The sequence below is a fragment of the Actinomycetospora chiangmaiensis DSM 45062 genome, from assembly GCF_000379625.1.
Taxonomy (GTDB): Bacteria; Actinomycetota; Actinomycetes; order Mycobacteriales; family Pseudonocardiaceae; genus Actinomycetospora; species Actinomycetospora chiangmaiensis.
Genome location: NZ_KB903245.1, coordinates 1 through 19,243, shown reverse-complemented (window position 1 = coordinate 19,243; position 19,243 = coordinate 1). Strand labels below are relative to the sequence as shown.

The following is a 19,243-nucleotide window of genomic DNA, read 5'->3' as shown; positions in this document are numbered from 1 at the left end:
GCCGCGGGCCGCCTTCCGGGCGGTCCCCCGTGACAGGGACGACACCCATCCGGTCGTCCGGGTCGCCCACCGTCTCCATCCCGACGGTGCCGCGCGGGCCCGGAGCCGACCCGAGACAGGCGAGGACGACAGACCATGAACGCCCTGGACGAGCTCGACGCGCGCTCGCTGCGCTCCGACATCCCGGATTTCCGCCCGGGTGACACCGTCAAGGTGCACGTCAAGGTCATCGAGGGTTCACGCTCTCGTGTACAGGTCTTCCAGGGCGTCGTGATCCGCCGCCACGGTGGCGGACTCCGCGAGACCTTCACCGTCCGTAAGGTCAGCTTCGGCGTCGGGGTGGAGCGCACCTTCCCGGTCCACACCCCGAACATCGACCACATCGAGGTCGTGACCCGCGGTGACGTCCGCCGCGCCAAGCTCTACTACCTCCGGGAGCTGCGCGGCAAGGCCGCGAAGATCCGCGAGAAGCGCGAGACGACCTCCGCGTCCTGACGCGGCCCGCCGTCTCCTAGCCTGACGTCGTGCCACCGACCGACGAGCCCGGCCGTCGCTACCGCGAGCCCCGCCACGGCGGGACCGATCCGCGGTGGGGCGGGCCCGGTGAGGCCGCCCCCACCGACGACGCGTACGGCGACGTGGGTGACCGGTGGTCCGCCGGTCGGCACGGCCAGGCGCCCCCGCATGACGAGGACCGGTTCGGCCCGGCCGCGGGCCGGCACGGTGCCCCCGACCCGGATCCCCTCGGCGGACGTCGTCCCGCGGCCGAGTGGCCGCCGCCGACCGCGCTGCCGTCCGGTCCACCCCGCGACGCCCGCCGCGGCCCCGCGCCGCTCCCGCCGCGCTACGGTCAGGCCCCGCTGTCGCCGCCCTACGGCCAGGCTCCGCCCTCGCCGCCCTACGGTCAGGCGCCGCCGGTGTCCCCGTACGGCCAGGCGCCCCCGTCGCCGCCCTACGGGCAGGCCCCGCCGTCGCCCCCGCACGGCTACGGGCCGCCGAACGGTCGTCCCGCCGGGCCGCCCTCCAACGGGCACGGTCCGCTCCCGACCACCGGTGAGCAGTGGGCCGGTCGGCCAGCCCCCACCGCGGTGCAGCCGTCGGCCGAGGCCGCGGCCGCCCCGCCGCAGCGCGACGTCCCCCTCCTCGCCGGCGGGACCCCGCCGCCGTCGAAGGTCGTCGATCCCGACGACGGGTCGGACGTCACCCAGACCACCGGGCTCGGCCCGGACACCGGCAAGCACAAGCACCGCCGTGGCGCGGCCGCCGACACCCAGGTCGACGGAGCCGCCGTCGGCGACGACGAGCGTCCCGCGGGCCGCCGTCGCGGTGCGGCCTCCGGACCGGGGCGCGTGGACGACGACGCCGGGTCCGCCGGGCCCGGCCGCCGCGCCCGCAGCAAGGACGGCGCGGCCGCCGCGACGCCGGGCGGCAAGAGGAAGCGCAAGGGCTCCTTCTGGCGCGAGCTGCCGCTGCTGGTGGTCGTGGCGATCGTCCTGACCTTCGTCATCCAGACCTTCATCGCGCGGATCTACGTCATCCCGTCGGCGTCGATGGAGCAGACGCTGCACGGCTGCACCGGCTGCGCGAACGACCGCGTCGCGGTGGACAAGGTCAGCTACCGCTTCACCGACCCGGCGCCCGGCGACGTCGTCGTGTTCAAGGGCCCGCCCGCGTGGCTGGACAACGACGAGGTGGGCGACAACCAGCCCTCCGGCAACCCGATCGTCCGGGGGTTCCAGGAGGCGCTCTCGCTCGTCGGGCTCGCGGCGCCGAACGAGAAGGACTTCGTCAAGCGCGTCATCGCCGTCGGCGGCCAGACCGTGCAGTGCTGCGACGCCCAGAACCGGGTGCTCGTCGACGGGCAGCCCCTCACCGAGCCGTACCTCTACTACCAGTCCGGGCTCGGCGACCGGCAGGCCGCGTTCGACCCCGTGCAGGTGCCGCAGGGCCAGCTCTGGGTGATGGGCGACAACCGCAACAACTCGGCGGACGCCCGCTTCCACGGCCCGGTCCCGCTCGACGACGTCATCGGCAAGGTCCGCGTCGTCGTCCTCCCGATCACCCGCTGGCGCACGGTGCCGGCGATCGACCCGCAGCAGCAGGCGGCGACCGCCCTCGCCCCGCCGTCGGGAACCGGCGGTCCGCCCGAGGGCACCCCGGAGGTCGCCGGCGCGCTGCTCGCCGTCCCCGTGGTGTGGGGCGGCCGACGGCTGCGTCGCGCGGTCGCCGAGGCGACGACCGGCGCCCCGCCGGACCCGAGCCGCCGTCCGGAAGGGCCCGCACGCGAGTGACCACCGCCCGTCCCCGCCCCGGGGACGGGCGCTCCCGGAGCGTGGGTCAGCCCTCCGGGGGACGTCCGCCCCGTCGTATCCGCAAGCCGCTGCCCCCGCGGACCGGGGTGCAGCCGCCCCGCGCGATCGTCCGCCGGTCCAGCGAGGCCTGGGCGCTGCAGTCGGCGCTGGAGCGGCACGGCCTCGGACCCGTCGTCGGGGTCGACGAGGCCGGCCGGGGGGCCTGCGCGGGACCGCTCGCGGTCGCCGCCTGCATCCTGCGGCCGAACGACGCGAAGCACTTCGACGGGCTGACCGACTCGAAGCTGCTCTCCGCGTCCGAGCGGGAGCGGCTCGCGGTGATCGTGCGTCGGCGCGCGGTGGACCACCGCGTCGTCCTGGTCGACCCCGTGGAGGTCGACCACCGGGGCGTGCACGCGGCCAACATCGACGGCATGCGGCGTGCGGTCGCGCAGCTCGGGGTGCGCCCCGGCTACGTGCTCACCGACGGCTTCCCGGTCACCGGGTTCGGGGTGCCGAGCCTCGCGGTGCCGAAGGGTGACCTCGCGGCCGCCTGCGTGGCGGCGGCCTCGATCCTCGCGAAGACCACGCGGGACGTCCTGATGACGGAGCTGCACGAGCGTCGTCCGGAGTACGGCTTCGACGTGCACAAGGGCTACTGCACGCCGACGCACACGGCGGCGCTCGCGGCGCACGGCCCGAGCCCCGATCACCGCTACAGCTTCGTGAACGTCGCCGGGGCGGCTCGCCTCGCCGGAGGGCGGGCGGCAGACTCACCACCGGCAGCGGTGGGCCACAATGAGGCGTTCGACGAGTACGCGGACGACCCGGACGCGGAGGGGGGAGAGGGACCATGAGCGCGGAGGATCTCGAGAAGTACGAGACCGACATGGAGCTGTCGCTCTACCGCGAGTACCGCGACATCGTGAGCCAGTTCTCCTACGTCGTGGAGACCGAGCGCCGCTTCTACCTGGCGAACTCGGTCGACGTCGCCGTCCGCAACGCCGACGGCGAGGTCTACTTCGAGGTGCGGATGTCCGACGCGTGGGTGTGGGACATGTACCGCCCGGCGCGCTTCGTGAAGAACGTGCGCGTGGTGACGTTCAAGGACGTCAACGTCGAGGAGCTCGAGAAGCCGGACCTGCGCCTCGACGACGGTCCGTTCGGCGGCTGACGCTGCGCCACCCGTCGCCGCGCTGACGGCGCACGGCCCACCCATCCGTCCCCAGCCCCCGGCTGTCCCCAGAGCACCGCTCGCTGTTCGCGCGGCGGGGTGCGTCGTCGCCACCGTGGTGATCGGACGGCGGCGGTGGGAGGACGGACGTGGCGGCGGCGAAGGACGAACTGGGGCGCGCGGGGGAGGACCTCGCGGTCGAGCACCTGACGGCGCGGGGCCTGGTGGTGCTCGCGCGGAACTGGCGGCGGCGCGAGGGTGAGCTCGACGTGGTGGCCACCGACGGGGACCGGCTGGTCGTCTGCGAGGTGAAGACCCGCTCGGGCACCGGCTACGGGCGGCCGGTCGAGGCGGTGACGCGCACCAAGGCGGCGCGGATCCGCCGGCTCGCGCACCAGTGGCTCGCGGAGTCGCGGGCGCGCTGGTGCGAGGTGCGCTTCGACGTGGTCTCGGTGCTGCTCGTGCGCGGCGAGGAGCCGCGCGTGGAGCACTACGAGGGAGCCTTCTGATGGGGCTCGCGCGCTCGTGGTCGATCGGGCTGCACGGCGTCGACGGCGACCTGGTGGAGATCGAGGCCGACGTCGGGCCGGGGCTGCCCGGGCTCTCGCTGGTCGGCCTGCCCGACGCCGCGCTGGCCGAGGCGCGGGACCGGGTGCGCGCCGCGGTGGTGAACTCCGGCAAACCGTGGCCGGCGCGGAAGATCACGCTCGCGCTGTCCCCGGCCACGCTGCCCAAGCAGGGGTCGAGCTACGACCTGGCGCTGGCCTGCGGGGTCCTGGCCGCCGACAGCCGGGTGCGGCCGTCGGCGCTGGAGGGCGTCGTGCTGCTCGGCGAGCTGGCCCTCGACGGTCGGATCCGCGCGATCCGGGGCGTGCTGCCCTGCGTCGTGGCGGCCCGGCGGGCCGGCATCCGTCGGGTGGTGGTGCCCGAGGACTGTCTCGAGGAGGCGTCCCTCGTGGGCGACGTCGAGCTCCTCGGCGCGGGCCACCTCGCCGACGTGCTGGCCTGGCTGGACGGCACGGGGACGCTGACGCGGGCGCCGTCGCGGCCCCCGCTCGCTCGCCCGCGGACCGTCGAGGACCTCGGGGAGGTGGTGGGGCAGGGCGGGGCGCGCCGGGCGGCGGAGATCGCGGCCGCGGGTGGCCACCACCTGCTCTTCGTGGGTCCGCCGGGGTCCGGCAAGACGATGATCGCCCGGCGGCTGATCGGGGTGCTGCCCGACCTGTCGGTCACCGAGGCGATGGAGGTCGCGGCCGTGCGCTCCCTGGCCGGTGCGCTGCCGCCGGACGGGGACCTCGTGGTCACCCCGCCGTTCGTCGCACCCCACCACGGGGTGTCGGCCGCCGCGCTCGTCGGGGGCGGGTCGGGCCTCGCGCGCCCCGGTGCGGTGTCGCTGGCCCATCGCGGCGTGCTCTTCCTCGACGAGGTGTTCGAGTTCGGCCCGCACCTGCTCGACGGCCTGCGGACGCCGATGGAGGAGGGCGAGGTGCGGCTCGCCCGTAAGGACGGGGTGGTGCGCTACCCGGCGCGCTTCCAGCTGGTGATGGCGGCGAACCCGTGCCCCTGCGCCCCGCCGCGGCCGGAGGACTGCACCTGCAGGCCCGACGCCATCCGTCGCTACCGGAGCCGGCTGTCGGGGCCGATGCTCGACCGCACGGACCTCCAGATCACGCTGCAGCCGATCACCACGCTCGATCGCGCCGTCGACGAGAGCGAGGAGGACACCACGACCGTGCGGGCCCGGGTGCTCGCGGCACGCGAGCGGGCCCGCGATCGCTGGGCGGGCACCGGGTGGCGGAGCAACGCGGACGTCCCCGGGCCGGCGTTGCGCCGGCTGTGCCCGGTCGAGCGGGGCGTCACGCTGGAGCTGGACAACCTCCTGCGGTCGGGCCTGCTGACGGCCCGGGCGCTGGATCGCTGTCTGCGGGTGGCGTGGACGGTGTGCGACCTGCGTGGGGGCGACCGTCCCGATGCCGACGACATGCACGTCGCGCTCGAGCTCAAGCAGCAGGGAGCCGCGCCATGAGCGCCGCGGTGGCGGCGGTCGGGGAGGACGTCCTGCTGGCGCGCGCCTACCTGCTGCGGGTCGCGGAACCGCCGGCACCGGCGGTGTCGCACCTGGCCGAGCTGCTCGGGCCGGTCGAGGCCGCGGCGCGCATCCGAAGCGGGGCGGACCTCGGGCCGCACGTCGGGGCGGAGGTCGGCGCCCGCCGCGACGACGACCGGTCGGTCACCGACCTGGCTGCGGCGCGGGCGTTGGGCGGCCGGCTGCTCGTGCCCGAGGACCCGGAGTGGCCGACGACGGCGATGGCGGGGTTCGCCTCCCTGCCGGGCCACGCGGAGTGGGTCGCCCCGCTGGGCCTCTGGGTCCGTGGCCCCGCGTCGGTCGCCGGGCTCGCCACGAGCGACGGGCGCAGCGTGGCGGTCGTGGGGTCCCGGGCGGCGAGCGGCTACGGCTCGTGGGTGGCCCGCGACTGGTCGGCGTCGTTCGCCGACGCCGGGCTGGCGGTGGTGTCGGGCGCCGCGCTCGGGATCGACGGGGAGGCGCACCGCGGCTGCCTCGCGGCGGGCGGGGTCACCGTCGCGGTGCTCGCGTGCGGTATCGATCGCGCCTACCCCGCCTCGCACGGCCGGTTGCTCGAGGCGATCGCGGCGCGGGGCGTGGTCGTCAGCGAGTACCCGGTGGGTGCCGTCCCTGCCCGGCACCGGTTCCTCGTGCGGAACCGTCTCATCGCGGCGCTCGCCACCGGCACGCTGCTGGTGGAGTCGGCGCGTCGCAGCGGGGCCGCCCGGACGGCGCTCGTCGCGAAGGAGCTGGGTCGCCCGGTGCTCGTGGTGCCGGGGCCGGTGACGTCGGCGCTGTCGGTGGGCAACCACGTCCTCGCCCGGGACGGCTACTCCACGATCGTCGGGAGTGCCGCGCACGTGCTGGAGGACCTGGCCCCGATCGGCGAGGACCGGCTGCCCGCCCCCGCCGCCGACGAGCGGTCGTCGCCCACGGACGGCCTCTCGGGCGCGGCGGTGCGGGTGCACGGTGCCCTGCGCGGGCACGCCCCGGCCACGGTGCCGGAGCTCGTCCGGGAGTCCGGGGTGGTGCCGCGGGCGGTCAGCGGGGCCCTCGACGAACTGCACGCCGCGGGGCTGGTCGTCCCGGACGGGGAGAGGGGGTGGCGCCGGTCCGTCTGACGCGTGCTCCGTGCGACGAACGGTTGCACAGCGCGACGAGTGTGACCGTTGCCCGCTCGGCACGCACGGTCACCGACGCGAGCGCGGCGGTGCTTGACGACCCCCGGTCGAACTTGGAGTCTCGTGGCGATGACCGGCAGATTCTCGTCTCACGACGCGGACCCGCAGCGCGACGCGGCGGAGCCCGCGACGCCCGTGGACCCCCGTGATGTGGGGGTTGACGGGTCGGAGAACTCGTCACACAGCGCGACGAAAAACGGGATCTCCGCGGTGGGCACGGCGGGCACCGAGGGGCTGCCCGCCGCGCTCGCGCGGGCGCTCGAGCAGTTCACCGCGCACCTGCGGTACGAGCGCGGCCTGTCCGAGCACACCGTCCGGGCCTACACCGGCGACGTCTCCGCGGCCCTGCACCACCTGGTCACCCGGATCGCCGCCCGGCGCAGCGACGCGGCCGGGGGGAGCGGGGTCACCCTGGTCGACCTCGACCTCGCCGCCCTGCGGTCGTGGCTCGCCCAGGGCGGCGCCGAGGAGCCGGGCCGTCGCCGGGGCGAGTCGACCGACGGCCGACGCGACGCCGGCCGGCGCCCCGCCCGCCGCACCACGGTGGCCCGGAGGGCCGCCTCGGTCCGGGCGTTCACCGCGTGGGCCGTTCGGACCGGGCACGCGCCGACCGACGCCGGGGCGCGCCTCGCCTCGCCGCGGGCACACCGCACGCTGCCGTCGGTGCTCCGTGCCGACCAGGCCGCGGCGGCGCTCGACAACGCGGCGCGCGGGGCGGCGGAGCGCGATCCGATCGCGCTGCGGGACCACCTGCTGCTCGAGCTGCTCTACGCGACCGGTGTCCGCGTGTCCGAGCTGTGCGGCCTCGACGTCGACGACGTCGACGACGCCCGCCGGACGCTGCGCGTGCTGGGCAAGGGCGCGAAGGAGCGCACCGTCGTGTTCGGGGCCCCCGCGGCCGCAGCGCTCGACGCGTGGCGCACCGACGGGCGCCCCCACCTCGTCGTCGCGGGCTCACCGCCCGCCCTGCTGCTCGGCGCCCGGGGCGGGCGTCTCGACCCGCGGATCGCGCGCGCCGTCGTCCACGACGCGGCGGGCTCGGTGCCGGGCGCGCCCGATATCGCGCCGCACGGGTTGCGCCACTCCGCGGCGACCCACCTGCTCGAAGGGGGAGCGGACCTGAGAAGCGTCCAGGAGTTGCTCGGGCACGCCTCGCCGGCGACGACGCAGCTGTACACCCACGTGACCGCCGACCGACTGAGGGCCGTTCATGACGCCGCGCATCCCCGAGCCTGAGTCGATGCGGCCCGCCGCCGCCATGATGGGCAGCGCCGCCCGGGCGGTCGCGCCCGCCGCGTTCCCCACGTCCCGGTCCGCCCGTGACGTGGCCGTGCGGGCCCGCCCGACGACCATCCACCCCGGTCAGGCCGCCGACGGCTCGGTGCCCGACGAGGAGGCGATGGTCGAGGCCGGCATCGCCCGGATGTGGGCCGACTACGCCGAGGCGCCCGACGACCGCGTGGTCCGCGACCGGCTGGTGCTGCACTACGCCCCGCTGGTCAAGTACGTCGCGGGCCGCGTCGGCACCGGGCTGCCGAGCCACGTCGACGTCGCCGACCTCGTGCAGTGCGGCATCTTCGGCCTGGTCGACGCGATCGAACGCTTCGAGCCCGACCGCGGCCGCAAGTTCGAGGTCTACGCGATGCAGCGGATCCGCGGCGCGATCCTCGACGAGCTGCGCTCCCAGGACTGGGTGCCGCGCTCGGTGCGTTCCCGGGCCCGCGAGATCGAGCGGGCGATCGAACGGCGCGAGACCCGTGAGCAGCGGACCTGCAGCGACTCCGAGATCGCCGACGAGCTCGGGATGGAGACCAACGAACTGCGGTCGACCTTCGGGCAGATCGCGATGACCAGCGTCGCGGCGCTCGACGAGCTGGTGTCGGCGGGCCGGTCGTCCGGTGGCGGCGCCGGGACCGGGGCGGGCGCGCCGTCGCTCGCGGACTCGCTGCCCGACGTCGCGGCCGAGGACCCGGTCGCGGCGATGGAGTCGCGGGAGACCCGCCGGCTGCTCGCCGACGCCATCGGCGGGCTCGCCGAGCGCGACCGGACGATCGTCGGTCTGTACTACTTCGAGAACCTGACGCTGGCCGAGATCGGCAAGGTCCTCGGGGTCACCGAGTCCCGTGTCTGCCAGCTGCACACCCGCGCGGTCCTGCGGCTGCGGGCGCGCCTCGCGGAGTCGCACGCGGACTGAGCCCCGGTCCTCCCGCGAGGGTGCCGTGGCGCAGGTGCCGGGACAGCTTGCTCTGCCTGGCGTGCGCCTGGCAGTGGCGGATCACCTCGTCGGCCACAGGCGGGTGCGCCCGAGGCCGACGAGCAGCAGCGGGTCGAGGTACTGCTCCCGCGCGGCGCCCGGCGGGTGGGCCCACCGGAGGCCCCAGTGCAGGCAGGCGACCGCGCCGCACCCCGCGTGCCCGGGATCCAGCGCGCCCAGCACCGTCCCCCGTGCGACCACCGCCCCGACGGGGACCGTCGCCCGGACCGGCTCGTAGGTCGTACGGAGCCCGCCGGCGTGCTGCACCGACACCACGCCCCGCCTGGCCAGCATCCCGGCGAACACCACCGTGCCCGCCCCGGCCGCGACGACGGGACCACCGGCGGTCCCGGCCAGGTCGACCCCGCGGTGCCCCCGGCCGTACGGCGTCGGCGGCGGCAGGAAGCGGCGCACCACACCTCCGCCCGTCGGCGCCCCGTCGGACAGCCCGGCCACCGGCCAGCCGAAGGCGCGGACCGGGATCGACGGCAGGACCGGGTCGGCCACGGCGGGCGACGCGCCCGCCGTCAGCACCAGACCCGTCGTCAGGAACGCCAGCACCAGCCTCACACGGGCACCGACGCACGGGCGGCCGCGACGGCTCCCGGAAAACCCGACGAAGTGGATTTCCTCCCGCTGGATGACAGCAACGACGCTTCGCTGCCACCGAGCTGCCACCCAGCTGCCACCGTGCCAGCCCTAGCGAGCACCGAGCGAAGGCAGGAACGGGCGTCCGCGTAGACTGCACCTCAGCGGCCCGCCACCGGTGGGTCGACTTCGCGTGCCTCGACCAGCCCGCCCTCGAGCGAGCCATCACCCGCACACCGAGCGGTCCCCCACGGGGGATTCGGATCGTGCGGCCGGGGCACCAGGGCGCCGGTCCACCCGGAACGGCGCGGCAACCGCAGCAGAGACAGAGGTAGTACCACCACCATGGCCGTCGTCACCATGCGACAGCTGCTGGACTCGGGTGTCCACTTCGGACACCAGACCCGGCGCTGGAACCCCAAGATGCGTCGCTTCATCTTCACCGAGCGCAACGGCATCTACATCATCGACCTGCAGCAGACGCTGTCCTACGTGGACCGCGCCTACGACTTCGTGAAGCAGACCGTCGCCCACGGCGGCACGGTGCTCTTCGTCGGCACGAAGAAGCAGGCCCAGGAGGCCATCTCCGAGCAGGCCGACCGCGTGGGGATGCCCTACGTGAACCAGCGCTGGCTGGGCGGCATGCTCACGAACTTCCAGACGGTGCACAAGCGTCTGACCCGCCTCAAGGAGCTCGAGGCGATGGAGCAGAGCGGGGGGTTCGAGGGTCGCACCAAGAAGGAGATCCTCATGCTCACCCGTGAGCACGAGAAGCTCGAGAAGACCCTCGGCGGTATCCGCGACATGGCCCGCGTGCCGAGCGCGGTGTGGATCGTGGACACCAAGAAGGAGCACATCGCCGTCGGCGAGGCTCGCAAGCTGAACATCCCGGTCGTCGCGATCCTCGACACGAACTGCGACCCGGACGAGGTCGACTACCCGATCCCGGGCAACGACGACGCGATCCGCTCGGCCGCCCTGCTCACCCGGGTCGTGGCCGAGGCGTGCGCCGAGGGCTTCCGTGCCCGCGGCCAGCGCCAGAGCGGCACCGAGGACGAGCCGGCGGCGGACGCCCAGGCCGAGCGCGACTTCGCGCCGGTCGGCGGCGACGGCGCCTCCGCCCCGGAGAGCCTGCCGACCAACTCCGCGGTCGACGCGGGCGGCGACGCCCCCGTGGCGAGCGTCGAGGCCGAGGCGACCGCGGCTGCCGCGGGCGACGAGGTCCAGCCGACCGGCGAGGACGCCCGTCCCGAGCGCACCGCGGGGGTCGCCGAGACCCCGGGCGGTGCCGACGACAACGCGGTCGAGGCCGCGCCGGCCGCCGGGACCCCCGAGAACGGCCAGGCCAGCCGCTGACCCCCTTCCCGACGGCGGGTGCGCGTGCACCCGCCGTCGGGAACCAGCCACCCGAACCAAGGACAGGAACACGATGGCGAACTACACCGCCGCCGACGTGAAGAAGCTCCGTGAGGCCACCGGCTCCGGGATGATGGACTGCAAGAAGGCGCTCGAGGAGAACGACGGCGACTTCGACAAGGCCATTGAGGCGCTGCGCATCAAGGGCGCCAAGGACGTCGGCAAGCGCGCCGGGCGCGCGACCGCCAACGGCATCGTCGCCGCCCGCGACGGCTCGATGATCGAGCTGAACTCCGAGACGGACTTCGTCGCGAAGAACGCCGACTTTATCCAGCTCGGCGAGGACATCCTCGGCGTCGCGATCTCCGAGAAGGTCTCCGACCTCGAGGCCCTCAAGGCCGCGAAGCTGGGCGACGGCACCGTCGACGACGCCGTGCAGGCCCTCTCGGCCCGCATCGGCGAGAAGCTCGAGCTGCGTCGCGTGGTCACGCTCGACGGGCCCACCACCACCTACCTGCACCGTCGGTCCTCCGATCTGCCGCCGGCGATCGGCGTGCTCGTCGCCTACACCGGGGACGACCAGGAGGCCGCCCGCGGCGCGGCCATGCAGGTCGCCGCGGCCCGCCCGCTCTACACCACCCGCGAGGAGGTGCCGGCCGACGTCGTGGAGAGCGAGCGCCGCGTCGCCGAGGCCACCGCGCGGGAGGAGGGCAAGCCCGAGAAGATCATCGACAAGATCGTCGAGGGTCGGCTCAACGGCTACTACAAGGACACCGTCCTGCTCGAGCAGGACTCGGTGTCGGTCGACAAGAAGTCGGTCGGTGCGGTGCTGAAGGACGCGGGCGTCGACGTCCGCACCTTCGCCCGCTTCGAGGTCGGCCAGGCCTGATCGCGTTCCCGACGCCGGGTCGGTGCCAGTCACCGGCCCGGCGTCGGTCGCACCGCCGCCAGCGCACGAGGGGAGATCGACCGTGACCGGCACCGTCGAGGCCGAACGCAGCAGCGGTACCTGGACCTCGGGGCCGACCCGTCGGGTCCTGCTCAAGCTCGGTGGCGAGATGTTCGGCGGGGGCGGCGTCGGGGTCGACCCGACCGTCGTCTCCACCGTCGCCCGTCAGATCGCCGACGTCGTCGCCTCCGGCGTGCAGATCGCCGTGGTCATCGGCGGCGGCAACTTCTTCCGCGGCGAGGAGCTCTCCCAGGCCGGGATGCAGCGCCAGCGCAGCGACTACATGGGCATGCTCGGCACGGTGATGAACTGCCTCGCCCTGCAGGACTTCCTCGAGCGCGAACACCACATCGACACCCGCGTGCAGACCGCCATCACGATGGGCCAGGTCGCCGAGGCGTACATCCCCCGCCGCGCGATGCGCCACCTCGAGAAGGGCCGCGTCGTCATCTTCGGCGCCGGCGTCGGCATGCCCTACTTCTCCACCGACACCACCGCCGCCCAGCGCGCCCTCGAGATCGAGTGCGAGATGGTGCTGCTGGCGAAGGGGGTCGACGGCGTCTTCACCGCCGACCCGAAGGTGGATCCCACGGCGACCATGTACACGGAGATCACCCACCGCGAGGTCCTGGAGAAGGGTCTCAAGGTCGCCGACGCCACCGCGTTCAGCCTGTGCATGGACAACCAGATGCCGATCATGGTGTTCAACCTGCTGGTCGAGGGGAACATCGCGCGGGCGGTCCGGGGTGAGAGGATCGGCACGCTGGTCCACACCCCGGCGTCCTGAGCCCGGCGTCAGAGAGGAGCCCGAAGTGATCGACGAGACCCTCCTCGACGCCGAGGAGAAGATGGAGAAGTCGGTCGACGCCGCGCGCGCCGATCTCCAGGGTGTGCGCACCGGGCGGGCCAGCCCGGCGATGTTCAACCGCATCCAGGTCGAGTACTACGGCGCCTACACCCCGCTGCCCCAGCTCGCCTCGGTGAGCGTGCCCGAGGCGCGGATGGCGATCATCAAGCCGTACGATCAGAGTTCCCTGGGCGTGATGGAGCGCGCGATCCGCGACTCCGACCTCGGCGTCAACCCGTCGAACGACGGTCTGATCATCCGCGTCGTGTTCCCGGAGCTCTCCGAGGAGCGGCGGCGCGAGATGGTCAAGGTCGCGCGCGGCAAGGGCGAGGACGCCCGCGTCTCCATCCGCAGCGTGCGCCGCACCGCGATGAGCGAGCTGCAGCGCATCGTCAAGGACGGCGAGGCCGGCGAGGACGAGGTGGCCCGGGCCGAGAAGGAGCTCGAGAGCGTCACCGCGACCTACATCACCAAGATCGAGGACATGGTCAAGGCCAAGGAAGCCGAACTGCTCGAGGTCTGAGCGGAGAGCCGACGGGAGGTCTCGGGCGGTGGCTGAGGACGTGGCGGTCCCGACGGGGGATGCCAAGCCGGGTGGCTCGTCCTCCCGCGCGGGGCGCAACCTGCCGCTGGCCATCGGGGTCGGCCTCGCCATGGGCGCGGTCATCCTGCTGGCGCTGCTCACCGTGCGGCAGACCTGGATCATCATCGTCGCGGTGTCCGCCGCGATCGGGATCTGGGAGGTCTTCGGGGCCCTGAACCGTGCGGCCGGCATCCGGCTCTCGCGGGTCCCGGTCCTCGTCGGCGGTCAGGCCATGATCTGGCTGTCCTGGCCGTTCGGCCCCGAGGGCATCCTCGGCGCCCTCGTCGTCACCGTGCTCGGCTGCTTCGTCTGGCGCATGCGCCTCGGCGCGGCCGGGTTCGTCCGCGACGTCGGCGCCTCGATGCTCGTCCTCGTCTGGATCCCGATGTGCATGGCGTTCGGCGCCATGCTCGTCGTGCCCGCCGACGGTACCGCCCGGGTCCTGACGTTCCTCATCATCGTCATCTGCTCCGACACCGGCGGCTACGCGGCCGGCGTGCTCTTCGGCAAGCACCCGATGGCCCCCAAGGTCAGCCCGAAGAAGTCGTGGGAGGGGCTCGGGGGCTCGATGGTCCTCGGCGCCACCGGGGCCTCGCTCTGCGTCGCGTTCCTGCTGGGCGGCGCGTGGTGGTACGGCCTGATTCTCGGTCCGGTGCTGGTGGTGACCGCAGTGATCGGTGACCTCGTCGAGTCGCTGGTCAAGCGCGACCTCGGCATCAAGGACATGGGCCACACGATCCCGGGGCACGGCGGCCTCATGGAGCGCCTCGACTCGCTGGTGACCTCCGCGCCGGTGGCCTGGCTGCTGCTGTTCGTGTTCCTGCCCTACGCCACCTGATGACCTTCCCCGGGGTCGCCGAGAGCCCCAACATCTGGCGCTGGCCCGACGTCTACGAGGCCGAGAACGCCGCGCAGGACGCGACCGGGGCGCTGTGGGAGGCCCTCGCGGCGAGCGTCGACCTCTCCGGCGACGTGCTCGACGTCGGGTGCGGCGACGGCTACCACCTGCCCCGGTTCGCGACGACGGCCCGCAGCGTCACCGGCGTCGAGCCCCACCCGCCGCTGGTGGCCCGTGCCCGGGCGCGGTGCGCGGACCTGCCCTCGGTGTCGGTCACCGGGGGAAGTGCGGCGGCCCTCCCGCTGCCCGACGCGTCGGTCGACGTGGTGCACGCCCGCACCGCCTACTTCTTCGGGCCGGGCTGCGAGCCGGGACTCGCCGAGGCCGACCGGGTGCTGCGGCCCGGTGGGGCGCTCGTGGTGGTCGACCTCGACGCGACCCGGCACTCCTACGGGGCGTGGATGCGAGCCTCGGCCCCCGGCTACGACCCGCGCCGGGCCGCGGCCTTCTTCACCGCACAGGGGTTCTCCACCCGCCGCGTCGACACCCTCTGGCGCTTCCCCGACCGCGCGACGATGGCCGCGGTGCTGCGGATCGAGTTCACCCCCGCGGTCGCCGACCGGGCCGTCGACGGCACCCCGGGCCTCGCGCTGCCGGTGGCGTACCGGATCCACGTCCGCCACCGGCCCGCCGGGCTCCTTTCCGCCCGCTGAGGAGGGCCCTCCCACATCGGCGACACACCGGACGCGGCTACCGTGGAGGGCGTGTCGTACCCCCATCCCGGCCAGCGCCCCGGTGATCCGTACCGCGGCGGCGGCTTCCCCGCGCCGGGCCGTCGTGGCCCCACCGGCCCGCCGCCCGGGTCGTACGGCCCGCCGCAGGGTCCCCCGCGCGGTCGGCCGCCGTCGTCGAGCGGTCGCGCGCCGGGCGGCCGGGCGGTCCGGCTCGACCCGGTGCTCGTCGAGTGCCTCGTCGGGGTGGCGTGGCTGACGGTGGGGACGCTCGGGCTGGGCGCCGACGGCGCCGGCACGCTGCTGCTCGCCGTCGGGATCGCGGGTGTCGTCGTGATCCTCGTCGAGAACCGGCGGCGCGGTTCGCGGCCGTTCGACGGGTCCCGCTCGGCGGACCTGCTGCGCTACGGCGGCATCGCGCTCGGGGCGGTCATCGTGGTGTCGGTGCTGCTCGGGCTGATCCCCTGGTCGGAGGCGGCGCCCGGCATCGCCGCCGTGATCACCGGCGGGGCGTTCCTCGCGCTGTCGCGCTCGACCGGGCAGCGCCCGACCCAGTGGCTCGGGATCGCACTCGCGGTGCTCGGGGTGCTCGCGGCCGTGATCAGCACGCAGGAGGCCTCCGGCTTCGTCTCCCAGGGCCTGCTCGGCCTCGTGTGCGGCGTGCTGGTGCTGGTGTCCGCGGCCGACCGGATCGGTCTGCTCGAGACGCTGCGGGACCGGATCCGATGACGGAGACCGAGTCGGAGAGGCAGCTCCCCGTCCTGTCGCTGACCGGCACCGGGACCCGTCGCACCCGCCCGCCACGGCACTTCGCCGACCTCGCGCCGGACGACCGCAAGGCGGCAGTGACGGAGCTCGGCCTGCCGGCCTTCCGCGCGGACCAGATCGCCCGCCAGTACTTCGCGCGCCTCGAGGCCGACCCGGCGTCGATGACCGACCTGCCGGCCGCGGCCCGGGAGAGCGCCGCGCAGCTCTTCCCGCACCTCTTCGAGCCCGCCTCCGTGGTCGACTGCGACGGCGGCGCCACGCGCAAGACGCTCTGGCGGGCCGCCGACGGCGCGCTCGTGGAGAGCGTGCTGATGGGCTACCAGGACCGGGCGACGGTCTGCATCTCCAGCCAGGCCGGCTGCGGCATGGCCTGCCCGTTCTGCGCGACCGGCCAGGGCGGTCTGCAGCGGAACATGTCGACGGCCGAGATCGTCGAGCAGGTCCGCTCGGCGGCGGCCGCGGCCCGCGACGGCGCCCTCGGCGACGGCGTCCCGGCGCGGCTGTCCAACGTCGTGTTCATGGGCATGGGGGAGCCGCTCGCGAACTACCGTCGCGTGGTCGACGCCGTGCACCGCATCTGCGACGCCCCGCCGGCCGGGCTCGGCATCAGCCAGCGGTCGGTCACCGTGTCGACCGTGGGGCTCGTGCCCGCCATCCACCGGCTCGCCGACGAGGGGCTGCAGGTGACCCTCGCCGTCAGCCTCCACACCCCCGACGACGAGCTGCGCGACACCCTGGTGCCGGTCAACACCCGGTGGCCCGTCCGCGAGGTCTTCGAGGCGGCCCGGCACTACGCCGACGTCACCGGCCGCCGCGTCTCCATCGAGTACGCGCTCATCCGCGACATCAACGACCAGCCGTGGCGGGCCGACCTGCTCGCCAAGCTGGCCTCCCAGCACCTCGGCCGGCTCGTGCACGTGAACCTCATCCCGCTCAACCCGACGCCGGGCTCGAAGTGGGACGCGAGCCCCGCGCCGGTGCAGGCGGAGTTCGTGCGGCGGGTGCGCAACGGCGGCGTCGCGTGCACGGTCCGCGACACGCGGGGACGCGAGATCGCCGCCGCCTGCGGCCAGCTGGCTGCCACCGGGGGATGATCGCCCGGTGGTGACGCCGGAGGTGCGGACGTTCTCCCCCCGGGTCATCGAGGGCTCCGTCGACGCGGGCACGGTGGCGTGGACCCGCGCGCAGCTGGCGGCGTTCCTCGGGCCGCGGCTCGACGCCGAGATGCTCGCCCGCGTCGGGACCGCGTTCGAGGGCAACCGGCTGCGGGGCGCCTACGCCGACCCCGATCCGGCCCCGGTCGCCACCCTGCGCTCGTGGGACGCGCGCCTGACGGTGCCCGGCGGGGAGGTGCCCGCGGATGTGATCACCGGTATCGGCGTGCGGTCCACCCACCGGCGGCGGGGACTGACCGACCGCCTGCTGACCGAGGACCTCGGCGCCGCCGCGCGGGCCGGCGCCGCGGCCGCCGTCCTGACCTCCACCCAGGGCGCGCTCTACGAACGCTGGGGCTTCGGCCTCGCGACCCACACCCGGCGGCTCACCGTCGACACCGCCCGCGCCCGCTTCCGCGACGCCGTGCCGCGGGGTTCGCTCGAGGTCGTCGAGCGGCCGGACGCCGCCCTCGCTCTGACCCGCCCGCTGCACGACCGTGCCCGGCGTCGCCACCCCGGAGCCCTCGAGCGGCTCCCGTCGCAGTGGGACCAGGTGCTGGTGGGCGCGGGCCCGTGGAACGGGCTGGAGCCCGACCGGCTCCGTCAGGTGGTCGTCTGGCGGGACGACGACGGGCGACCCGCGGGCTACGTCGTCGTCCGGGTCGAGGAGAGCTGGTACGCCACGGGCTCGGGGACGCTCGGCGTCGTCGACCTCCAGGCCCTGACGCCGACCGCCTACATCGAGCTCTGGCGCCACCTGTGCGGGCAGGACCTCGTCGGCACCGTGACCTGGTCCGAGGCGTCGGTCGACGAGCCGCTGCCGTGGCTGCTCACCGACCCGCGGGCGGTGGTGCTCGGCGAGAGCCGGCCGATGCTGTGGCTGCGGGTGCTCGACGTCCCGGCCCTCCTGCGTGCCCGGCGCTACCCGACCGAGGACACGCTGGCGATCGAGGTCACCGACCCCCTCGGGCACGCCCGTGGGCGCTGGCGCCTCGACACCCACGACCGGGTGGCACCCGCCGTCGGGACGGAGCCGGGGGAGCCCGACGTCAGGATGCCGGCGCCGACGCTCGGGTCGGTGGTGCTGGGCGGGGTGGACCCCCGGGTCCTCGTCCGGGCCGACCGACTCGAGGAACGGTCCGCGGGCGCCGCGGCGCGCCTCGCGCGGATGCTCGCGGCCCCCTCCGTGCCCTGGAACGGCACCCGGTTCTGACCTTCTCGTCAGTGATCTCGTCGCCGCTCGACCGCTACCCCGTCGAGACTTAACTGTTTTGTCGTACGCTTTACCGATCGTTTAGGTCACCCACACGGTTTGTCCCGGTCTGGAGGGGAGTGCGCCGTTAGGCCGTTCGGGGATTAGCTCTGCGTCACGGAGCGACTGCGGGGAGTCGCCACGCCAGCGATACGAGGAGCGAATCCATTGAACGCCGCACGTCGCGCAGTCGCTGCCGCCGCGATCGTCGTCACGGGTCTGGGGACCACGACCGGCCTCGCCTCCGCCGATGCGCAGAACCGCATCTCGGCGAGCAACACCACCGTGGGGAACGGTCTGGGGGACACCACCGGCGGAGACATCACGATCACGGCCCGCAACACGAGCAACATCGGCAACGGGAACCGGATCCTGTCCGGGAACAACATCGCCACCCTGGGCGGCACGATCGTCAACGGTGACACGACCACGATCACCGACACGACCACGACGACGAACGCCGGTGCCATCCCGACCGCCGGTGCCGGCATCGTGACGGTCCCGTCCACCGGGGTCTCCCCGGCCGACTTCGCCGCCTCCGTGCAGCAGGCCATCGACCAGGCCCGCGCCCAGGCGCAGCAGCAGGCCGACGCGGCCCGCGTGTACGCCGACGCCCTCCGCGACTTCTATCGCAACGGTGGCGTCGGGGCGTTCCCGACCTTCCCGGGGACGGGCACCGGTACGGGCACGACCCCGGCGATCCCCGACTACGACGACAGCGACTACTTCGACGACGTCTTCGGCAACGACTTCCCCTTCGGGCCGGGCGGCTCGCCGTTCGGTGACGACTTCCCGTTCGGCCCCGGCGGCTCGCCGTTCGGGCCGGGCTTCCCGTTCGGTCAGGGGGGCTTCCCGGGCACCGGCGGCGGGACGGGCGGCACGCCGGGGACGGGCGATCTGCCGGGGACGGGCGATCTGCCGGGGACGGGTGACCTGCCGGGTGCGGGGGACACGCCGGGGACGGGCGACCTGCCGGGTGCGGGTGACACGCCTGGGACGGGCGACCTGCCCGACACGGGCGGCGACGGGCTGCCCGGGCTGCCCGGCGACCTGCCGAGCACCGGCGACGGTGGGATCGACCTGGGTGACCCGCTGGGCGACGGTGCCGGGACCGGCGGCTCGGACAACGACGTCGTGGACGCGGACGTGCCGGTGCTGGGCGACGGCGGCTCGTCGGGTGGTTCGAGCTCGGACAACGACGTCGTGGACGCG

The 19,243-nt window shown here is 74.6% G+C and carries 20 protein-coding genes; 19 read left to right on the top strand and 1 reads right to left on the bottom strand.

The features are described 5' to 3' along the window. Positions 1–135: 135 nt before the first annotated feature. From rplS to A3CO_RS0124070, 9 genes are all read left to right on the top strand, one after another. On the top strand, positions 136–495 hold the full coding sequence (gene rplS, locus A3CO_RS0124110) for a 50S ribosomal protein L19 (protein ID WP_018334825.1): 360 nt from the start codon (positions 136–138) through the stop codon (positions 493–495). 29 nt (positions 496–524) lie between these two features. Beyond that, the gene (gene lepB / locus A3CO_RS34110) at positions 525–2,291 is read left to right on the top strand and encodes a signal peptidase I (RefSeq protein ID WP_018334824.1); all 1,767 of its coding nucleotides are present in this window, start codon (positions 525–527) and stop codon (positions 2,289–2,291) included. A 107-nt stretch (positions 2,292–2,398) separates the two neighbouring features. After that, positions 2,399–3,148 (top strand): ribonuclease HII, encoded by a 750-nt coding sequence (locus tag A3CO_RS0124100; RefSeq protein ID WP_018334823.1) that lies wholly within the window; start codon positions 2,399–2,401, stop codon positions 3,146–3,148. Further along, a complete protein-coding gene (locus tag A3CO_RS0124095; protein ID WP_018334822.1) occupies positions 3,145–3,465 on the top strand; it encodes a DUF2469 domain-containing protein in 321 nt (106 codons plus the stop codon). Before A3CO_RS0124100 ends, A3CO_RS0124095 begins: the two co-directional genes overlap by 4 nt. Positions 3,466–3,614: 149 nt before the next feature. Continuing rightward, positions 3,615–3,974, top strand: coding sequence for a YraN family protein (locus tag A3CO_RS0124090; protein ID WP_018334821.1), 360 nt, complete (start codon positions 3,615–3,617; stop codon positions 3,972–3,974). Then, complete coding sequence (locus A3CO_RS0124085; RefSeq protein ID WP_018334820.1) at positions 3,974–5,491, top strand: YifB family Mg chelatase-like AAA ATPase; 1,518 nt, start codon at positions 3,974–3,976, stop codon at positions 5,489–5,491. The genes A3CO_RS0124090 and A3CO_RS0124085 overlap by 1 nt, the downstream gene beginning before the upstream one ends. Then, positions 5,488–6,651, top strand: coding sequence for a DNA-processing protein DprA (locus A3CO_RS0124080; protein WP_018334819.1), 1,164 nt, complete (start codon positions 5,488–5,490; stop codon positions 6,649–6,651). The genes A3CO_RS0124085 and A3CO_RS0124080 overlap by 4 nt, the downstream gene beginning before the upstream one ends. Before the next feature lie 270 nt (positions 6,652–6,921). Then, the gene (locus A3CO_RS0124075) at positions 6,922–7,947 is read left to right on the top strand and encodes a tyrosine-type recombinase/integrase (protein ID WP_018334818.1); all 1,026 of its coding nucleotides are present in this window, start codon (positions 6,922–6,924) and stop codon (positions 7,945–7,947) included. 4 nt (positions 7,948–7,951) lie between these two features. After that, positions 7,952–8,905: a FliA/WhiG family RNA polymerase sigma factor gene (locus A3CO_RS0124070; RefSeq protein ID WP_157647829.1), complete on the top strand. Its 954-nt coding sequence runs from the start codon at positions 7,952–7,954 to the stop codon at positions 8,903–8,905. A gap of 81 nt (positions 8,906–8,986) precedes the next feature. Here A3CO_RS0124070 and A3CO_RS0124065 read toward each other — a convergent pair whose 3' ends face one another. Then, positions 8,987–9,535, bottom strand: a complete 549-nt coding sequence (locus A3CO_RS0124065) for a M23 family metallopeptidase (RefSeq protein ID WP_018334816.1) — start codon at positions 9,533–9,535, stop codon at positions 8,987–8,989. 363 nt (positions 9,536–9,898) lie between these two features. Between A3CO_RS0124065 and rpsB the strand changes: the two genes are divergently transcribed. From rpsB to A3CO_RS0124015, 10 genes are all read left to right on the top strand, one after another. After that, entirely contained in the window at positions 9,899–10,909 is a 1,011-nt protein-coding gene (gene rpsB, locus A3CO_RS34105; protein ID WP_018334815.1) for a 30S ribosomal protein S2, read from the top strand. A gap of 73 nt (positions 10,910–10,982) precedes the next feature. Then, entirely contained in the window at positions 10,983–11,798 is an 816-nt protein-coding gene (gene tsf, locus A3CO_RS0124055) for a translation elongation factor Ts (RefSeq protein WP_018334814.1), read from the top strand. Between the two features lie 82 nt (positions 11,799–11,880). After that, a complete protein-coding gene (pyrH, locus tag A3CO_RS0124050) occupies positions 11,881–12,645 on the top strand; it encodes a UMP kinase (protein ID WP_018334813.1) in 765 nt (254 codons plus the stop codon). A 25-nt stretch (positions 12,646–12,670) separates the two neighbouring features. Next, on the top strand, positions 12,671–13,228 hold the full coding sequence (gene frr / locus A3CO_RS0124045; protein WP_018334812.1) for a ribosome recycling factor: 558 nt from the start codon (positions 12,671–12,673) through the stop codon (positions 13,226–13,228). Positions 13,229–13,256: 28 nt separating this feature from the next. Next, complete coding sequence (locus A3CO_RS0124040) at positions 13,257–14,126, top strand: phosphatidate cytidylyltransferase (protein WP_033414952.1); 870 nt, start codon at positions 13,257–13,259, stop codon at positions 14,124–14,126. After that, on the top strand, positions 14,126–14,839 hold the full coding sequence (locus A3CO_RS0124035) for a class I SAM-dependent methyltransferase (RefSeq protein WP_018334810.1): 714 nt from the start codon (positions 14,126–14,128) through the stop codon (positions 14,837–14,839). The genes A3CO_RS0124040 and A3CO_RS0124035 overlap by 1 nt, the downstream gene beginning before the upstream one ends. Positions 14,840–14,890: 51 nt before the next feature. Next, positions 14,891–15,586 carry a hypothetical protein gene (locus tag A3CO_RS0124030; RefSeq protein WP_026204951.1) on the top strand — a complete coding sequence of 232 codons (696 nt, stop codon included), beginning with the start codon at positions 14,891–14,893 and terminating at the stop codon, positions 15,584–15,586. Continuing rightward, positions 15,583–16,719 carry a dual-specificity RNA methyltransferase RlmN gene (rlmN, locus tag A3CO_RS0124025; protein ID WP_018334808.1) on the top strand — a complete coding sequence of 379 codons (1,137 nt, stop codon included), beginning with the start codon at positions 15,583–15,585 and terminating at the stop codon, positions 16,717–16,719. The genes A3CO_RS0124030 and rlmN overlap by 4 nt, the downstream gene beginning before the upstream one ends. Positions 16,720–16,726: 7 nt before the next feature. After that, entirely contained in the window at positions 16,727–17,992 is a 1,266-nt protein-coding gene (locus tag A3CO_RS34100; RefSeq protein ID WP_018334807.1) for a GNAT family N-acetyltransferase, read from the top strand. Between the two features lie 207 nt (positions 17,993–18,199). Beyond that, positions 18,200–19,243, top strand: a 1,044-nt coding sequence (locus A3CO_RS0124015) for a hypothetical protein (RefSeq protein WP_018334806.1), incomplete at its 3' end; no start/stop codon positions are given.

Coding starts and splice junctions, on each gene's coding strand:
- rplS (WP_018334825.1), top strand. CDS start 136: ATGAACGCCCTGGACGAGCTCGACGCGCGCTCGCTGCGCTCCGACATC.
- A3CO_RS0124095 (WP_018334822.1), top strand. CDS start 3,145: ATGAGCGCGGAGGATCTCGAGAAGTACGAGACCGACATGGAGCTGTCG.
- A3CO_RS0124085 (WP_018334820.1), top strand. CDS start 3,974: ATGGGGCTCGCGCGCTCGTGGTCGATCGGGCTGCACGGCGTCGACGGC.
- A3CO_RS0124080 (WP_018334819.1), top strand. CDS start 5,488: ATGAGCGCCGCGGTGGCGGCGGTCGGGGAGGACGTCCTGCTGGCGCGC.
- A3CO_RS0124070 (WP_157647829.1), top strand. CDS start 7,952: ATGCGGCCCGCCGCCGCCATGATGGGCAGCGCCGCCCGGGCGGTCGCG.
- rpsB (WP_018334815.1), top strand. CDS start 9,899: ATGGCCGTCGTCACCATGCGACAGCTGCTGGACTCGGGTGTCCACTTC.
- tsf (WP_018334814.1), top strand. CDS start 10,983: ATGGCGAACTACACCGCCGCCGACGTGAAGAAGCTCCGTGAGGCCACC.
- A3CO_RS0124035 (WP_018334810.1), top strand. CDS start 14,126: ATGACCTTCCCCGGGGTCGCCGAGAGCCCCAACATCTGGCGCTGGCCC.
- rlmN (WP_018334808.1), top strand. CDS start 15,583: ATGACGGAGACCGAGTCGGAGAGGCAGCTCCCCGTCCTGTCGCTGACC.